The organism is Paenibacillus sp. FSL L8-0641 (genome assembly GCF_038006265.1).
In the GTDB taxonomy this organism is placed as follows: Bacteria; Bacillota; Bacilli; order Paenibacillales; family Paenibacillaceae; genus Paenibacillus; species Paenibacillus polymyxa_D.
Window position 1 is genome coordinate 5,504,213 of record NZ_JBBOUW010000001.1, and the last position, 15,697, is coordinate 5,519,909.

Below are 15,697 nucleotides of genomic sequence, written 5' to 3' on the forward strand. Positions count from 1 at the left end.
ATTCTTACAGTTACTTTAATGGTCTATTTACCCACCTTGCCTATTAAAAATCTTGTTTTATTTTAAAATATTCTTTAGTTCTACAAATACAGAATCACCAATATCCCAAAATTGTTTGAATGATTTTCCACCATCCAATAAGGTTTGGTGGTTTTGAAGGATTTTACATGTTCTAATGATTTCTTTAACTTTTAACACAGCATTTGTTTCTAATTGCCCTTCGAGTTCAGCTAATGTATCGATTAACCCCCCCGCCAATGACTGCAATATGTACTTCCCATTACTAGTCGAATGTGAGAAAATATCCCTTTCACTTTCCCATTCAAGTTCCACTTGCCGAATAAAGTTATTTAATTTATCCCTTGATGTATCAATAGCTAATTTCTCCTGTCCTTCCTTGCTATCTGTAACCTTATGAATGTGTCTTATTAATGCAGTAATTTGACGCTCTAGCTTTCCTCTAAATTCCTCGAGTGATGAATAACTTTCCAATAAACCTTCTTGTAGCAGTTTCTTTTTATATGTCTGTAGTTTTCCATACTGATCAATATTCAAGCTATCTGGAATAACTGGTACAGAAGAAAAATATAGCATTACAGGTCTTCCCTTAGCCCTAAACTCTTCAATTTCTTCTGCAGAACCTGACTCTGATACTCCAGTATGTGTTCCAAGTCTTGTCCAAAATGCCCCTACTAGGATGTCGCAATGATCTACCAACTGTTTATTAATGATTGCTTGGGGTCTATTTCCAAGCTCCGGAATTGAATGCGTTTCCCATTTAACTGGAAGTAACACGGCTTGATAATGTGCAGCATTGTTTTCATTCCAAGTATGAATTACTTCCGAAATGAGTTTTCTCTCTTCTGAAACATCAGAAGGCGAGGCAACCAAAACATGATATACAGTAGCATTAAATGACAATGAGCTAACCCCCAAAATGTAATATAAATATTAATTCAACATAATAGTATAAAACACCTCTTGCAAATTTGTTATATATTTTATTAACTAAACAACTTGCCCTACTTGTGGTAAGGTTCACCCCGATTAATCTTCACCGCCCGATAAATCTGCTCCAACAGCACCAGCCGCATTAGCTGATGCGGCAAGGTCATCCTTCCGAAGCTCAGCTTCTGCTGGGCACGGCGGAGGACCTCGTCAGAGAGACCATGACTGCCGCCAATGACGAAGACGACATGGCTTGTACCGTAGGTGCCAAGCTTGTCCAGTTCCTCTGCGAGTTCTTCCGAGCTCCACAGTTTGCCGTCAATGGCGAGCACAATCACGTGTGCTTCACTTTTCACATGGGCTAAAATACGCTCGCCCTCTCGCTCTTTGACCTGTCGGACTTCCGCCTCGCTCAGTGTGTCTGGAGCCTTTTCATCCGCTACCTCGATCATTTGAAACTTGATGTATGGTCCTAGCCGTTTGGCATATTCCTGAATGCCCATAACTAAATATTTCTCTTTTAACTTGCCCACACCTATAAGTTGAATAAACAAATTCCATACCCCTATCTATGTCGAATAATAATGTAAAATTGCATTTACGATCCCTAACATGAATAAATACCTTTAACATAGTTATTTTAGCACCTGAAACGTCTCTTACCTATCTATTTCCTCTCCGCTACGAGCCTATTCCCTGTTCAGGTCATAGCGGATTATCCATTACGCTCTTCACAATGAAATGCCTATCCGTTTCGTATTCATCAAGACTCTGCATTAGCATCTGTCGGTATTGGCTGATTTGTTCCGTAGTCGCTGACTCACGCAGTGATTCAAACAATGCTGTACATTTCTTAAATTGACCATCATTGCCCGACTGATCGGCTAGTTGCATCGCCTGCAAAGTAAGTCCCACTGCATCCTGTAATCTATCGTACTCCCGATAGTACAAAGCCAAGTGATAGCAGTAGCTATAATAGTAAGATATGTTCTCTGCGTCTTCATAACTCCCGAATTCATCAATCTGCTCTGCAAACGTATGTAAAATATCCTCTACATCCAAATGATACATAAGCGCTGCCTGTAATACGGTATTCAGCCCCGGTAATATTTCCTCTAGATTATCCTGTAAAAAGGCTACGTATTCCTCGACAAGCTCTATATTTCCAGACAAAATTTCTACTGCATATAAATTAGTTTTGGCTAAAAACCTGAACTCCTCGACAACCTGATTATCTTCTTCCTTTAGATCCTCCATCCACCCCAGCTCAGCATACTTATAGATGCACTCCCTTGCCTGCTCATATGTACCCTGGTTCTGGTGAGCCATTCCACACATCAGGTGACTAAGCCCAAAATAATATACCAATGGACGTTCTAAATGGACATGCGGAATGGGTAATTCCATTGCTTTATGATACTGTCGTTCTTCATAGATACGCTGTACACATTGGTACAAAATATCTACCGTTTCCATCACCTTCTTCCAATTTTCAAAAGCCACAGCCATCTCTAACATTTCAACAATGATGTCCGGTTTGAGTGATTTCAGGATAGAAGTTCTCAAGAGTAGCTCCTCCTTATGTTTCCATTTAGAACCAATTGTATAGAAAGTGAAAAAGGAGGTCAATATAAAAAGTACTTAAGAGTACAGTTTTATATGTATTTATTTTGTATAAGATGGTCTGTAACGATATTCTCTCCTCTTCTAACCTTAAGTGGAGGTGATTACATGAGTTTACCAGAAAGTGTCGGAAACCGAATACGAGAACTAAGAAAAGCTAAAGGATGGACACAGGAACAACTGGCAGAAGCAGCAGGACTTCATTACAGTTATATTGGTGGAGTAGAACGTGGAGATCGAAATATTTCATTGGAGACGTTGGAAAAAATAATTCTAGCATTAAAGGTTCCACCCTTTGAACTTTTTCAATTCGATGAAAATACAGATCGAAAACAAATCATAAATGAACTTATGTTACTCATAAATTCAAGAGAAACAACAGAGCTCGAAATTCTTACTACTATAACTAAAAATATTGTTGGTTTAGTCGAGTTACAACAAAAAAAGAATTGAACAATTTTTTCTACCTGACTTCTACACTTCATCTTCCATAAGCTTGTTATGAGGTGGTTAATATGACAAAATTACGGAATTCGGTTGGGGAAAGAATTAGAACGATTCGGAAAGCTAAGGGATTAACACAGCAACAACTTGCGGAACTTTCAGGATTAGACGATGCATATATCGGATCGGTAGAGCGTGGCGAAAGAAACTTTTCGATTGATACCTTGGAGAAAGTGTTAACTGCCTTAAACGTGTCTATCAGTGAATTAATGTTTTCCAAAGAACATATGACTAAAGACGAAACGATTCGGCAAGAGGCGATAGATGAGTTTGTTGCGTTGACCAGCAGATTGAATGAGGAGCAAATCGGCATTCTCAGACGAGTTAGTAAAGAAGTTTCACGCGCGTTCGACTAAGCCATTCCACGCTAAAAAGCCTTGAATAAAACAAAAAAAGAGCACCTCACAGGTGCCCTCCAAACGTTTTATAAAAGATACTCAAGCATACAACATAAAAAAGCTCACTTCATGTCCCAATTGCTTCAAATAATTATAAATCTGCGAACGGTGATGGAACACATGGGTTACGGTCTCAATCTGCCATTGAACCTGCAAATGTCCATGCTCCATATAGAAAGCTTTCGTCGAACGGTTCAGATAATCTTCTTCGCTAAGCGAAAGAATGTAAGCTTTATAGGCCTCAAAATTCTGCCTGAAAGTCGTAGCCAAGCGCTCAGGATCTTCCACTCCAGACAGGCTATTTTCAATACTTCCCACTTCACCCTCAGACTTCTCCTGCATGATCGCAAGATCCGAAGCTGGAATGAGCACAAAGTGATGTACTAACTCCAGCAGCGAGCGGAAATTGTCCTGCGGGCGAAAGCTCCAATCCTCTGAACGTATTTTACGGATTAAGGCTTCCCCCGTCCGTACTCCGGTCTCCAGCTCATTCAGCAAATGATCGCGAACTTGCAGCGTTCCACTCATATTCACATCTCTCCTTTGCCATTCTTATTCATATTTTGAGTATAGCCGATGCCTCTGGGCGTGTATTGTAAAAATCGGACAACTTCCGAAAATCCTTGGCCGCAGTAAGCGGGGAATCGCCATAAAATCTGCGAAAATCGCGGATTAAATGCGCCTGATCGAAAAAGCTGTGCTTCAATGCCAGCTCTGTCCAATCCAGACTCCCGCCGCTTTGGATACTGTGTAGAACGCTCTGGAAGCGGACGACTTCACTGAACTTTTTGGGGCTGATTCCGATCCATTGTCCGAACTTACGATTGATCTGTCTTTCACTGATCGCCTCACACTCCGCAAGCTCCTTAACCCCCACACTCCCAGCGCTCACAAAGATGCGATGCAGCAAGTTTTTCATCAGGTCACAACCGTTCGTGCGTTGGCGCAGCAGAAGCTGGTTAAGATACTCATCCATTATGCGCACCCGTTCATTGAAATTCTGTGCTTCCATAATGCGCTCACCTATGATGGTGATGCTTTCGGGCCAGAGATCTTCCAAGCGATAATTACCGCCTGTAAACAAGTGAGTCGGCATCCCGTGAAAATAATGTGCCCCGCCCGGAAAAAATCGCACCGCAAAAATACGTGTCTCGGACCCTGCTTGTCTGGCAGATACAAATGGTTGCGTAAATGTCCCACAGTACGAGGGTTCCTGACGCTTATTCACCGGATCGTATTCTAATAGAATATCCGTACAACCATCAGGTAATACCCGATCCACTTCCTCTTCTTCCTCCAGCCAGCCTAATGAAGCTGCGTCTCTACCCGATAATGCCATATCCCCTTCAGAAACTTCTCTAGCAGTCGGACCAGACTCCCAATAGCAAGCTACATAAGCTCTCAGCGCAGCAGACGGCTTTTGTTCGATATAATATGTGGAGGGATCACTTCCATTGACTTGAAGCGGACGAAATAACGAATGCAGTAAAGGGTCCATCCATCGTTCACTCCTGTCTCAGTACGTGGTAGGGATAAATATAGCTCTATGTATGAGTGTTTTTGCAATAAATCCTGGTATACAAAAAGGACGTTTCTACCCGAAACGCCCGTGCTTGTTTCTTTTAGACGACCAAAAACTCGGCTTTCTTCTCACATTCCTTGCACTTCACTGGAGGGTCCCAATCCGAAAATTTCGTTTCCTTGAGATCGACGACATCCGGTGCATCCTCGTATTCATCGACGAACATATCAATTGCCAGTTCCACATGCTCTTTACATACCACGTACATTCCAGTTGCATCCCTTTCCGTTTGAAGCTCTCCGTGTTGTAGGTGTGTCAAAACTGCCTTCTTTTGTTCTACCACACTTGACGCGGAAAGGAAAGGGCTTGCCTACTATCCCTGACGTTTGGTCTTAAAAATGAGGAAATTACTGACGTTCAGGTCTTCACGGAAATGGGGAAATTTCTCCAGCATGTCAGCAGACGGCTTCGGTTCGATCATTCCATCCAACAACAAACCCGCCTCAACAATGGTCTGTACATAGCTGCCCAGCGTACGGTGAAAATACAAAAGCTTTTCCTCCTGATCATAAGGGATCGCTTGCTCCAAGGGGCCTTCGTTGAAATATTGATCCACTTTCCAATACAGCTTTTTCCCTGTCTCGTCCTTCACCCATCCACTCTGCGGCGTCAGAAAGCACGGATGCAGAATTGAAAAAATAAAGCTGCCTCCTGGAACTAATAACCGCTGCATTTCGGCAATCGCCTGTTCATATTGAGCCAAGTCCTGTATGACCATATTGGACACGATCAGATCAAAACTCTGGTCCCCGAACATCTCCAGCTTTTCCAGATTGCCATGGTGATATGTAATTCCCAACGTTGACGGCGTTCGCTCTTTGGCTAGCCTCAGCATCTCTGTCGAGTAATCGACAGCCTCTACCAAAGCACCCGCCTTGGCCATTTTCCGGCTTAGATAACCTTCGCCACAGCCGGCATCCAGCACTTTTTTGCCCTCAAGGGGCCCCATACAGGCTTGCAATGCCGGATTCAGCAGGACTTCGCGAGATCGATCCCCTTCCTCAGTGTACTTGGCCGTAAAGTTTTCTGCATGCATATCCCAGCGTCGAATGGCCTCTTCCGTGTCCCACTTATTCATATTCATCTCCTTCTTTCTTTTGTATTTGAGGATTTTGTAGGGTCATAGATTCTACACTCATTTCTGTATTTTTTCAATAATAACGCTTACAAATTTAAAATATCTAATAAACACATAATTTTTACATGAATTATACAGGTATTCCATATTCAAATAGTATGGTAGTGTTTTATTAGAAAGCGCTTTCAAAAATAACTTTGTAAAGGGGCCTGTTATGTTAAAACGAAGACCCGTTTCATTGCTGTCGTTGACGCTTGCCATCACTCTATTGTTATCTACGTTCGCATCCGTCGCCGCTGCTGCCGAATCTGACGAACAAGCACCACAAGCTGCGGCTGCGAGCAGCATGCAATCGTATGTAGAAGCCATGCAGCCTGGATGGAATTTAGGAAATTCTCTGGATGCTGTCGGCGCGGATGAGACAGCCTGGGGCAATCCGCGCATTACCCAGGCGTTGATTCAGCAAATTGCTGCCCAAGGGTACAAAAGCATACGCATCCCGGTCACCTGGGATAAACACATTGGAGCAGCACCGAACTATACCGTTGAGTCTGCCTACATGAACCGTGTGGAAGAGGTTGTTCGCTGGGCACTAGATGCCAATCTGTACGTCATGATCAATGTCCATCATGATTCATGGACGTGGGTAAGCAGTATGGAGCCCAAACATGATGAGGTGCTGGCTCGCTATAACGCATTATGGACACAAATTGCCCAACGCTTTAAAGATCAGCCTAACAAGCTGATGTTCGAAAGTATTAACGAACCCCGTTTCTCCGAAGGAGGGACTACGGATGAAACGAAAATGAATCAGATGCTCCAAGAACTGAACGTATCCTTTCACAAAATTGTCCGCGCCTCTGGCGGTAAAAATGCCACTCGTCCCCTTGTTCTGCCTGGCTTGGACACCGCACCTGCCCAGGCCAAAATCAACGAGCTGTACAACACGATAACCAAGCTGAACGATCCCAATCTGATTGCCACCGTCCACTATTATGGTTATTGGCCCTTCAGTGTAAATATTGCGGGCCATACTACTTTTGATAAAGATACTAAAGACGATATCATCCAAACCTTTGATAACGTCTATAACACCTTTGTAGCCAAAGGTATTCCGGTTATTGTAGGTGAATTCGGTCTACTCGGCTTCGATAAACATACAGGCGTTATTGAACAGGGCGAAAAGCTAAAATTCTTCGAGTTCCTGACCTACTACATGAAGGAGAAGAAAATAACAGGCACACTCTGGGATAACGGCCAGCATTTTAACCGCACAACGTACAAATGGTCTGATCCCGAACTCTTTAATGTTATTAAAGCCAGCCTAAAAGGGCGTTCCTCCAATGCAGACCGTGACCTCATTCACTTGAAGAAAGGCACCCCTGCTCAGGACACCAAGGTCACCTTAAACCTGAACGGCAATCAGCTGAACACACTCAGTGCTAACAGCAAGCAACTAAAACAGGGGACCGACTATACGCTGAGCGGAGACACATTAACCTTCAAAGCCAGCTTGCTCACCAGTCTGACCACTTCCGGTAAGTATGGGGAGAATGCCGTCATTACCGCTAAGTTTAACAAGGGGACAGACTGGAATTTCAAAGTAGTCGTGTATGATACTCCAAAATTAAGTGCTGTCGAAGGGACTACACAAGCCTTTGCCATTCCAACGGACTTCCGCGGTAGCCAGCTTGCCACGATGGAAGCTGTTTATACGAATGGTGGCAATGCGGGTCCACAGGATTGGACACCTTATAAAGAGTTTGGCAATACCTTTTCTCCTGCCTATGATGCCAATGGGATCAAGCTATTGCCTGAATTTTTTAATAGTGTAAAAGATGGTGAAGTCACGCTGAAGTTCCATTTTTGGAGCGGCGATGTGGTGACATACAAAATCATCAAGAGCGGAACCCGTGTAACGGGAACGACATCTTAATCTAAGGCGCAGCAGAAGATCGAAAAAGGCGTTCCCGGAACTAAGCCGGTGAACGCCTTTTTATAGTTAAGCCTTTACGTTAAACCTTAGCCTTCCGGCTTATCTGTTAATTTTAACGTCACCGTTTCTTCCTTGCCTGCCCGGTAAAAGGTAACTTTCAGTTCATCGCCAATTTTCTTGTTATCGTACAAGTAGCGACGCAAATCAAGCGTAGAGTTAATCGGTTCGCTATCAAACGCTGTAATGACATCGTTCAGCTTCAAGCCAGCCTCTTTGGCAGGACCGTGGGCTTCCAGAACGACTGCTCCATTCTTCACGCTGTCCGGCAGCTTGAGCTCCTTGCGCTGAGTTTCATCCAGCGGTGCATATTCATTATTGAGATCGACCGTGTATACCCCCAGATAAGGGCGGGTGATCTTGCCGTCCTCAACCAGTTCATTCACCGTTTTCATTACCTCATTGGCGGGAATAGCGAAACCAAGTCCCTCAACACCAGTATCAGCGATTTTCATCGTATTGATGCCAATCACACGTCCGTCCAGATCGACCAGCGCGCCGCCGCTGTTTCCCTCATTAATCGCCGCATCGGTCTGGATGACATGCTGCTCCCAGTCATATACCCCATCCTGATTAATGGAAATCGGAATGATGCGATTCGTATAGCTTACTATACCGGAGGTAAGCGTATCTCCCAAGCCAAGCGGGTTGCCAATAGCAATGACCGTTTCACCCAGACGAAGTTTGCTGGAGTCGCCGATATCCGCTACTGTGCTAATGCCTTTATCGTCAACTGCCAGTACCGCGATATCACTAATGCGATCCTTCCCGATCAGCTTTGCCTCTTTTCTGACACCGTCTACCGTTACAATATCCAGATCATCTGATCCTTCGACCACATGGTTATTCGTCATAATGAAGGCTTTGCCCGAACTCACTCGGAAAATGACACCCGATCCAAGCGCGGATTGTTCCGTACTTTTACCCTCTTCATCTTTCAGATTCACGATGCTAACGACGGCTGGGCGCACTTTGGCTGCCGCCTGCACAATCCGGTCATACGGGTCACCCGCTGCTTGCCGCAAGGGATAGTGACTGGCTCCGGTTACCGCTGTAGTGGAGGGCAGACCTGTAATAAAGCTGAACAGAAGCACGGCAATCACTGCACTGACTGCACCGCTAATGACAGCAGCTTGCACCGGACTTACTCCACGCTTCCTGTGTGGCCAACGTCCCCGTCCTCCACGGCGCGCCTTAAATGCCATTTTTTTAGCCGCACGTGTGGATACCTTCGTTGAATAAAAATCGTCCTCAAACAAGCCCATGCTAATCCTCTCCCCTTCGTTGTCATGCACCGACACTCACTAAAAAATTAGGGCTATTCGGGCTTGCGCCAACCTATGCTACAGAGAACCTGCTCCGTTGAACATCTCAAATGGATGGAATATCCCTTATCATCGGAATCCAGCAACCAATCGTTCCGGCCTACTTATTAATCACCACAAATGGTGCCTTCCTAAGCAACCGAATCTCATAAATTAGCATACACGCCGAATCTGACTCCGAATAGAGGAAAAAAGAGGAATGATTTCCAAACCAATGGACTACAATAGTAACAAGTCTTCTATTCTATTACAAAATGATCGTCTCATAGAGACGTTCTGGCCTGTTCCCGTCCGCTTAAAGCTGCCTATACTTTCGATGAGAGCCTTCCTTCAGAAAGCTTTCCGTTGTTAGCTTTATTGTATCACAGCACTTAGCAAAACCACAGGCAGAACCAAGCTCATTGCACGCCATTTCTAAAATATTTTTTAGGAGGAATATATGATGAATTCACATCGTTCGGCTATGGATGAAGTTCGCATGGCTGCCAAGCTGGCGGATTTGAAAGACGAGCATTACCGCAATACACTAGCGCTAAGTACATTGATTGAACTACTGGTGGACAAAGGCGTAGTGACCCGTGAAGAGGTAGAACGCAAAGCCGCCGAGCTGGACAGCTTTATGGCTCACTTACCTTATCCCAAGGTGTAGGACGATCATAGTACGTATCACACAATCGAAACTCACTGTCCTTGTAAAAACAGCCGCGGTCTTCCATCGCCCCACGTACAGTCAGCTTCGCAAGTTCCATCATATTGTGGTCGCGGCTCAAATGTGCCAAATACGTTCGCTTCGTACGGCCTGTCAACAGCTCGCTAAGAATCGCGCCCGCCATCTCATTGGATAAGTGACCGATATCGCTGAGAATACGGCGCTTGATGTTCCACGGGTAACGACCCATACGCAGCATTTCCACATCATGATTAGACTCCAGCACCAATACATCCGCGTCTGATATCGCCTGTTTCACTTTGTCGCTGACATAGCCAAGATCGGTCGCTACACTCAGCTTCTCTGCCCCATCATAAAAGCTATACCCTACGGGCTCAGCCGCATCATGGGATATGCCAAAAGACTCTACGCGTAATGACTCAAATTCCCGCGTTGCGCCTGTCTCTAATATTCTGCGGTTATCGTCTGCAATTTGCCCAACAGCATTGCTGATGGCAAACCATGTCTTTTCGTTAGCATATATAGGTAAATTATATTTACGCGCCATGGCGCCTAGTCCTTTAACATGATCGGAATGCTCATGCGTGACCAAAATACCATCCAACTCTTCTCCGCTCAGATCGCGTTCTTTCAGCAATTCGTCAATACGCTTCGCACTGAGACCCGCATCGATGAGCAATGTCGTGTCTTCGTTCCGCACAACGGTAGCGTTGCCGGTCGAACCGCTCGACAGCACGGTAAATGAAATCCCCATATCTGTTCAAGACCCTTCTGTATGTTCTGTCTTTGGACTAATGACATCTCCGTTCATCTGCACATAATACACACCTTTCCCGTTGTCCAGCATAAACCGCCACACGGGGGCAGCCACCTGACTATCGGAGTTAAAGGTCTGTCCGTAATAACCGAGCCGGATATCCTTCACAATCGTATCACGCGGCAAATAGCCGTCGATCAGCCTTGCCAGTGCTTTGGACGCAGGCAGCATTTTCTTTGCCTCATCCGAAGGCTGGAGCTCGACCTTAATTTTGCGATACCCTGTAATCTTTTGATTGCTATAAAACAGAGCCAGCTTCACATTAAATAGCGGCCATTTGCCCTGAACCAGCGGATGAAGTACAAAAGCATCTGCTTGTCCGGATGCCAATTCCTCCTGAACATCCAGCGGATCGTACTGAAAGTTATCGATATCCTTGATTTGTGGCTCCAATGCCTCCACTAGCGCATCATGGGTGAATACCAGTTTGCTATCCACCGGCTTCACCAGCTGCACACGATCATCCTTTTCTCCACTATGAACGTATGTGTAAGAAAGTTTAGGCAGCTGCGGGGTATCGCCGGGAATCGGAGCCAGCACCTGAATGCTTTTCTCTTCCATTAAACGCTGCGTATTTTCATCCAATGAAGTAAAATCCAGATTCGGCCCTGCCGTTTCCTGCGCATCATGCCACAATTGGTAACCCAATACCACATTGAGCAGCAAAAATGTACAGATCAATACGTTCTTGGCGCGGCTCCAATCCATTCCCGTTCCCCCTTCCTGTCACCTCTTTGTCTCCCGGTCTGGCTTCGTCTGTGTTGTGTTGGATGCTGTCGTCACAGGAACAGCCTGAATTTCTGCAACAGAACCGTCACTGAGCGTAACGCGCCATTCAGGAGCAAGCTTCAATCCATCATTGGTCAGCTCCGGTTGATATACGGGAGTCAGATCCCGAATCGTCTTCCCTTTGCCCACAGCCTCCAGTTGCTTCTTCAAGGACTCACCGCCCGGCAGCATAACCTTCTTCGAGGATTGCTCTCCTCCCTTGAGATACAGCAACGAACGTTCATAAGCAGATGCCGTTTCCTGCTGGATTTGCAGCGAAATCGTACCAAAGCGGAACGATGGTGTGTCCAGCACTGGATAAGCACCATAATACTGCTGAAACATCACAGTCGTACGATTTTCATCGCTGCTTCTCAATTTCAGCTGATACGAAGCATCCCAACCGCCATGCTGATTCACAAAATCAACTGCGGCCAGCACATCCCTAATCGGACTGCTTCCACCCGCCCCCGGTGCACTCGGATCGGTATAGCTCATCCAACGTTGCTCCTGCTTGATTTGCAGACTACGTTTGCTGTCTGTATAAATTTGGGAGCCGTCCTTCTCCTGAATATTACGCGTAATCCCCGGATCAAAAAACAAATTCCGCTGCATTTGCTCCGTCGTAAACAACCCAGCATATACCACAGGCTGCACAGTTTCCAGGTCATTCACGGGAATGTAGTACTGATTATTCACCAACTCGTACAACGGGGCATTTTTACCGAAATTCACATGCTGGCGGATGTCCTCTACCGTCATATCGAACTGGTTCGCCTCATACACCACATCGCCTCTTGCACTGAAAAAGAGCGCATGTGGCTTGGCATTCTTTTCGTCTATATAGATCCAAATGCGGTTAATCGTCTCTCCCTGAAACACCGAATCCGGCGTCAGACGCATAACCCGCTCCAGTAATGAAACCGGGACTCCGCCTGAAAAGGATAATTCGATGCCTTCATTTTCGCTGCGAATCTGTGCCCAGTCCGCCGATTGAATACTTCGACGTTGAAAGTTGTTAAAGCTTCGGCTTTCTAGCCGTGTATAAATTAAATCGTAAAAAGTAACACCCGGATAAAAAACGGTATGTTTCTTCTCACCTTGGTGAATTAGCATTTTATCAGGAAACACGAGGTTCTCAATCTTTTCCTCCTGCCCCATGCTTTCGGTTTTGACATAGTTCGTTTCTGAAGTGAGTACAGAATCACTGCCTGGAAGGCGGTAAATCAAAAAATAAGTCTGTACCAGGCTGGAAGCAACCAGCAAAATAAGCGTCCAGGACTTCAAACGTTCCTTCACTGTGCTTCCCTCCCTTCACTCGACATGGGTAGCGTAAAGGTCGTGCAGGTCCCCTGACCGTATTCCGACTCCAGAAAAATCTGGCCCCCATGTGCCTTTACAATTTCCCGGGCAATCGACAGTCCCAGTCCCGTGCCGCCCATATTGCGCGATCTCGCCTTGTCTACACGATAAAACCGTTCAAAAATCCGGTCCAAGTCTTTTTTGGGAATACCAATTCCGGTGTCTTGTACCGAAATGGACAGCATTCCTTCACTGTTGCGGCGAGCTTCGATCCGAATACTTCCGCCATCTGGCGTATATTTCAGCGCATTGGACATCAGGTTGTCCAGCACCTGCTCAATTTGGTCCCGGTCGATCACGACTTTACCGATTCCCTGCTCTACGAACATCCCTGAGCGAATGTGTTTTTGCTTCATTTGAAAAGAAAACCGATCTGCGACTTCGTCCAGCATCTCCATCACATCGGCAGGTTGCATCCGCAAAGGCGCCTCATTGGAATCAAGCCGTGACAGATGCAGCAAATCCGTAACCAACCGGATCATACGCTCTGTCTCGTTGCGGATCACGCCCACAAAACGCTCTGCAAGCTGCGGTTCAGCCATCGCGCCGTCATCCAGCGCTTCAGCGTAGCTGCGGATGGTCGTCAACGGAGTGCGCAGCTCATGGGATACATTCGCTACGAATTCCCGCCGTGTCGTCTCCATCTCCTCCTGCTCCGTCACGTCCTGGAGCACGGCAATCGTCCCCGTAATGCCGATTTCCCGCCGATGAATCGGCGTGAATGTCACACGGATGACGATGGGTTCATCCTGACCAGCTGGCTCCAGCTGCAAGAGCGTGGAGGCCGAAGAACCGCTATACAGGGCCTCGGTTTCCTCCGGGTCGATCCCCAGCAGTACCGCGATATGCCTGCCGGTCATTTCGTTCTCGTTCACGCCCAGCATGGCGCTGGCCCGACGGTTGACCAGAATGACCCGGCCATTGTCATCAGTAGCGACCACACCGTCGCTCATATTGGTCAAGATGGAGGAGAGCTTCTCCTTCTCCTCTTCATTTTGGGACAGTGCCTCACGCAGACGGCCTGTCATATAGTTAAAGGCCACGCTGAGCCTACCGATCTCATCTTCACCAAATACAGGCATCTGCTGGTCGAATTTTCCCTCGGCAACCTCCGTTGCATGGCGTGTCATTACCTTGATCGGGTGCGTAATCGTATGGGCCAATACCACGCCCAGCACAGCCGTCAACGCGAGCGCAATGAGCATACCTGAGAGAAACACATTGTTAATGCGTTTCATCGTATCGTAGAGCTCGGTCATTGAAGCGGCGATGTATACCGCGCCGACAATCTTGCCTTGGCTGATAACGGGCTTGGCGACGACCTTCTTGCGGACATTATCTTCGTCCACCATGTATTCCTCGTTATCTCGGATTCCTTGGAGTGCGCGGCTGACTACTGTCTGCGTATTTTTGCGTCCGACATAATCGGCGTGTGAACCTTGGGAAGTAATTAATACTTTCCCGCTGGCATCCAGCACCTGAATTTCCGCGCCGCTGAAATCGAATAAATTATTCACGCGTGCACGTAGACTTTCCACGCTGTCCTCTTCCATTTTGCCGTCGCTGCCACTCAGATCCTGCTCCGCCAGCACGGACAGCATCTCCGCCCGTGCTTGCAAATCCTGCGTAAAATTACTCGTGAGGGAGTTCTTCATCGAGCTGACAAAATAAACCCCTATCAGCTGCATAGCCACCAAGATAAGTAGCACATAAATAATAATCAGCTTTGCATGAATGGTACGAAAGAAAGACAGCCATTTCATGCCCGCAGGCCACCTTTGCCCCCGCTCACGATATATCCAAGGCCACGGCGTGTCAGGATGGTCTCCGGCTTGCTCGGATTCTCCTCAATCTTCTCGCGCAACCTCCGAATGGTCACATCCACTGTCCGCACATCCCCGTAGTATTCGAAGCCCCATACTGCCTGGAGCAAATGCTCCCGCGTCATGACTTTTCCGGCATTCTTAGCCATATAGTGCAATAGCTCATATTCGCGGTGCGTCAGGTCAAGCGGTGTTCCGTTTTTGTAAGCTGTATACATATCCGTATCAAAAAAGAGGTCGCCCACACGCAGCCCCTGCTTATCTTCCTGCGGTCGGCTTTCCGACGCGCCTGCCCCGCCGCGTTGCTGTCTGCGCATCTGTGCCTTCACTCGTGCCAGCAATTCCCGCGTGCTGAACGGCTTTGTTACATAATCGTCCGCGCCCAGCTCCAGCCCCAGCACTTTGTCGATTTCGCCGTCCTTAGCGGTCAGCATAATAATCGGCGTCTGGAGCTGATGTCCGCGCACCTCGCGGCATACGTCCATGCCGTCCATGCCCGGCAACATCAGGTCCAGCAGGATCAGATCAGGCTGCTGCTTGACCGCAATATCCACCGCGCTGATTCCATCGAAGGCGCAAATCACCTGATAGCCCTCTTTTTCTAAATTAAATTTCAAAATATCAGCGATGGGCTGCTCATCATCCACTACCAGAATCGTTCCTTGCATACAGCGTTCACCTCTTTTCACGGATCATCATCTATAATAACTTTCGTTTGTCAGTACCTATAAGATGCTTATTCTATTCTATCATACCCGTGCGTCATTCCATTACTTCTTCAGACCCTTTTCTTTACGCAGAAAAAA

At 46.6% G+C, this 15,697-nt stretch carries 17 protein-coding genes; 4 read left to right on the forward strand and 13 right to left on the reverse strand.

The window, feature by feature from the left end; all coding sequences use genetic code 11:
* Nucleotides 1-57: 57 nt before the first annotated feature.
* The 3 genes from MKY16_RS24860 to MKY16_RS24870 all read right to left on the reverse strand — a co-directional run bounded on the left by MKY16_RS24860 (nucleotide 58) and on the right by MKY16_RS24870 (nucleotide 2,514).
* Entirely contained in the window at nucleotides 58-921 is an 864-nt protein-coding gene (locus MKY16_RS24860; protein ID WP_340957494.1) for a hypothetical protein, read from the reverse strand.
* Between the two features lie 101 nt (nucleotides 922-1,022).
* On the reverse strand, nucleotides 1,023-1,502 hold the full coding sequence (gene rlmH / locus MKY16_RS24865; protein WP_340957496.1) for a 23S rRNA (pseudouridine(1915)-N(3))-methyltransferase RlmH: 480 nt from the start codon (nucleotides 1,500-1,502) through the stop codon (nucleotides 1,023-1,025).
* 151 nt (nucleotides 1,503-1,653) lie between these two features.
* Nucleotides 1,654-2,514: a DNA-binding protein gene (locus MKY16_RS24870; protein WP_340957497.1), complete on the reverse strand. Its 861-nt coding sequence runs from the start codon at nucleotides 2,512-2,514 to the stop codon at nucleotides 1,654-1,656.
* Between the two features lie 165 nt (nucleotides 2,515-2,679).
* On the opposite strand from MKY16_RS24870, the gene MKY16_RS24875 reads away from it, so the two are divergent.
* The gene (locus MKY16_RS24875) at nucleotides 2,680-3,024 is read left to right on the forward strand and encodes a helix-turn-helix domain-containing protein (RefSeq protein WP_069012356.1); all 345 of its coding nucleotides are present in this window, start codon (nucleotides 2,680-2,682) and stop codon (nucleotides 3,022-3,024) included.
* Nucleotides 3,025-3,086: 62 nt separating this feature from the next.
* Complete coding sequence (locus MKY16_RS24880; RefSeq protein WP_025681828.1) at nucleotides 3,087-3,431, forward strand: helix-turn-helix domain-containing protein; 345 nt, start codon at nucleotides 3,087-3,089, stop codon at nucleotides 3,429-3,431.
* Between the two features lie 81 nt (nucleotides 3,432-3,512).
* Here MKY16_RS24880 and MKY16_RS24885 read toward each other — a convergent pair whose 3' ends face one another.
* From MKY16_RS24885 to MKY16_RS24900, 4 genes are all read right to left on the reverse strand, one after another.
* Nucleotides 3,513-4,001, reverse strand: a complete 489-nt coding sequence (locus MKY16_RS24885) for a DinB family protein (RefSeq protein ID WP_340957499.1) — start codon at nucleotides 3,999-4,001, stop codon at nucleotides 3,513-3,515.
* Nucleotides 4,002-4,029: 28 nt separating this feature from the next.
* A complete protein-coding gene (locus MKY16_RS24890) occupies nucleotides 4,030-4,971 on the reverse strand; it encodes a helix-turn-helix domain-containing protein (RefSeq protein ID WP_340957502.1) in 942 nt (313 codons plus the stop codon).
* Nucleotides 4,972-5,095: 124 nt separating this feature from the next.
* Nucleotides 5,096-5,263 carry a CxxH/CxxC protein gene (locus tag MKY16_RS24895; protein ID WP_013373879.1) on the reverse strand — a complete coding sequence of 56 codons (168 nt, stop codon included), beginning with the start codon at nucleotides 5,261-5,263 and terminating at the stop codon, nucleotides 5,096-5,098.
* Between the two features lie 105 nt (nucleotides 5,264-5,368).
* The gene (locus MKY16_RS24900) at nucleotides 5,369-6,133 is read right to left on the reverse strand and encodes a class I SAM-dependent methyltransferase (protein WP_340957504.1); all 765 of its coding nucleotides are present in this window, start codon (nucleotides 6,131-6,133) and stop codon (nucleotides 5,369-5,371) included.
* A 214-nt stretch (nucleotides 6,134-6,347) separates the two neighbouring features.
* Here MKY16_RS24900 and MKY16_RS24905 point away from each other — a divergent pair, with 214 nt between their 5' ends.
* Nucleotides 6,348-8,069, forward strand: a complete 1,722-nt coding sequence (locus MKY16_RS24905; RefSeq protein ID WP_340957506.1) for a cellulase family glycosylhydrolase — start codon at nucleotides 6,348-6,350, stop codon at nucleotides 8,067-8,069.
* 86 nt (nucleotides 8,070-8,155) lie between these two features.
* Here MKY16_RS24905 and MKY16_RS24910 read toward each other — a convergent pair whose 3' ends face one another.
* Nucleotides 8,156-9,391, reverse strand: a complete 1,236-nt coding sequence (locus MKY16_RS24910; protein ID WP_340957507.1) for a S1C family serine protease — start codon at nucleotides 9,389-9,391, stop codon at nucleotides 8,156-8,158.
* A 502-nt stretch (nucleotides 9,392-9,893) separates the two neighbouring features.
* Between MKY16_RS24910 and MKY16_RS24915 the strand changes: the two genes are divergently transcribed.
* Nucleotides 9,894-10,100: a hypothetical protein gene (locus MKY16_RS24915; RefSeq protein ID WP_025723164.1), complete on the forward strand. Its 207-nt coding sequence runs from the start codon at nucleotides 9,894-9,896 to the stop codon at nucleotides 10,098-10,100.
* Here MKY16_RS24915 and MKY16_RS24920 read toward each other — a convergent pair.
* From MKY16_RS24920 to yycF, 5 genes are read right to left on the reverse strand one after another with little or no spacing between them, the layout of a single operon-like run.
* Nucleotides 10,069-10,875, reverse strand: coding sequence for an MBL fold metallo-hydrolase (locus tag MKY16_RS24920; RefSeq protein WP_023991120.1), 807 nt, complete (start codon nucleotides 10,873-10,875; stop codon nucleotides 10,069-10,071). The genes MKY16_RS24915 and MKY16_RS24920 overlap by 32 nt on opposite strands.
* A 6-nt stretch (nucleotides 10,876-10,881) precedes the next feature.
* Entirely contained in the window at nucleotides 10,882-11,646 is a 765-nt protein-coding gene (gene yycI, locus MKY16_RS24925) for a two-component system regulatory protein YycI (RefSeq protein ID WP_307350601.1), read from the reverse strand.
* Nucleotides 11,647-11,664: 18 nt separating this feature from the next.
* Complete coding sequence (locus tag MKY16_RS24930) at nucleotides 11,665-13,005, reverse strand: YycH family regulatory protein (RefSeq protein ID WP_340957508.1); 1,341 nt, start codon at nucleotides 13,003-13,005, stop codon at nucleotides 11,665-11,667.
* Nucleotides 13,002-14,831, reverse strand: coding sequence for a cell wall metabolism sensor histidine kinase WalK (gene walK / locus MKY16_RS24935; RefSeq protein ID WP_029518931.1), 1,830 nt, complete (start codon nucleotides 14,829-14,831; stop codon nucleotides 13,002-13,004). The genes MKY16_RS24930 and walK overlap by 4 nt, the downstream gene beginning before the upstream one ends.
* The gene (yycF, locus tag MKY16_RS24940) at nucleotides 14,828-15,559 is read right to left on the reverse strand and encodes a response regulator YycF (protein WP_025723159.1); all 732 of its coding nucleotides are present in this window, start codon (nucleotides 15,557-15,559) and stop codon (nucleotides 14,828-14,830) included. Before yycF ends, walK begins: the two co-directional genes overlap by 4 nt.
* Between the last annotated feature and the right edge of the window lie 138 nt (nucleotides 15,560-15,697).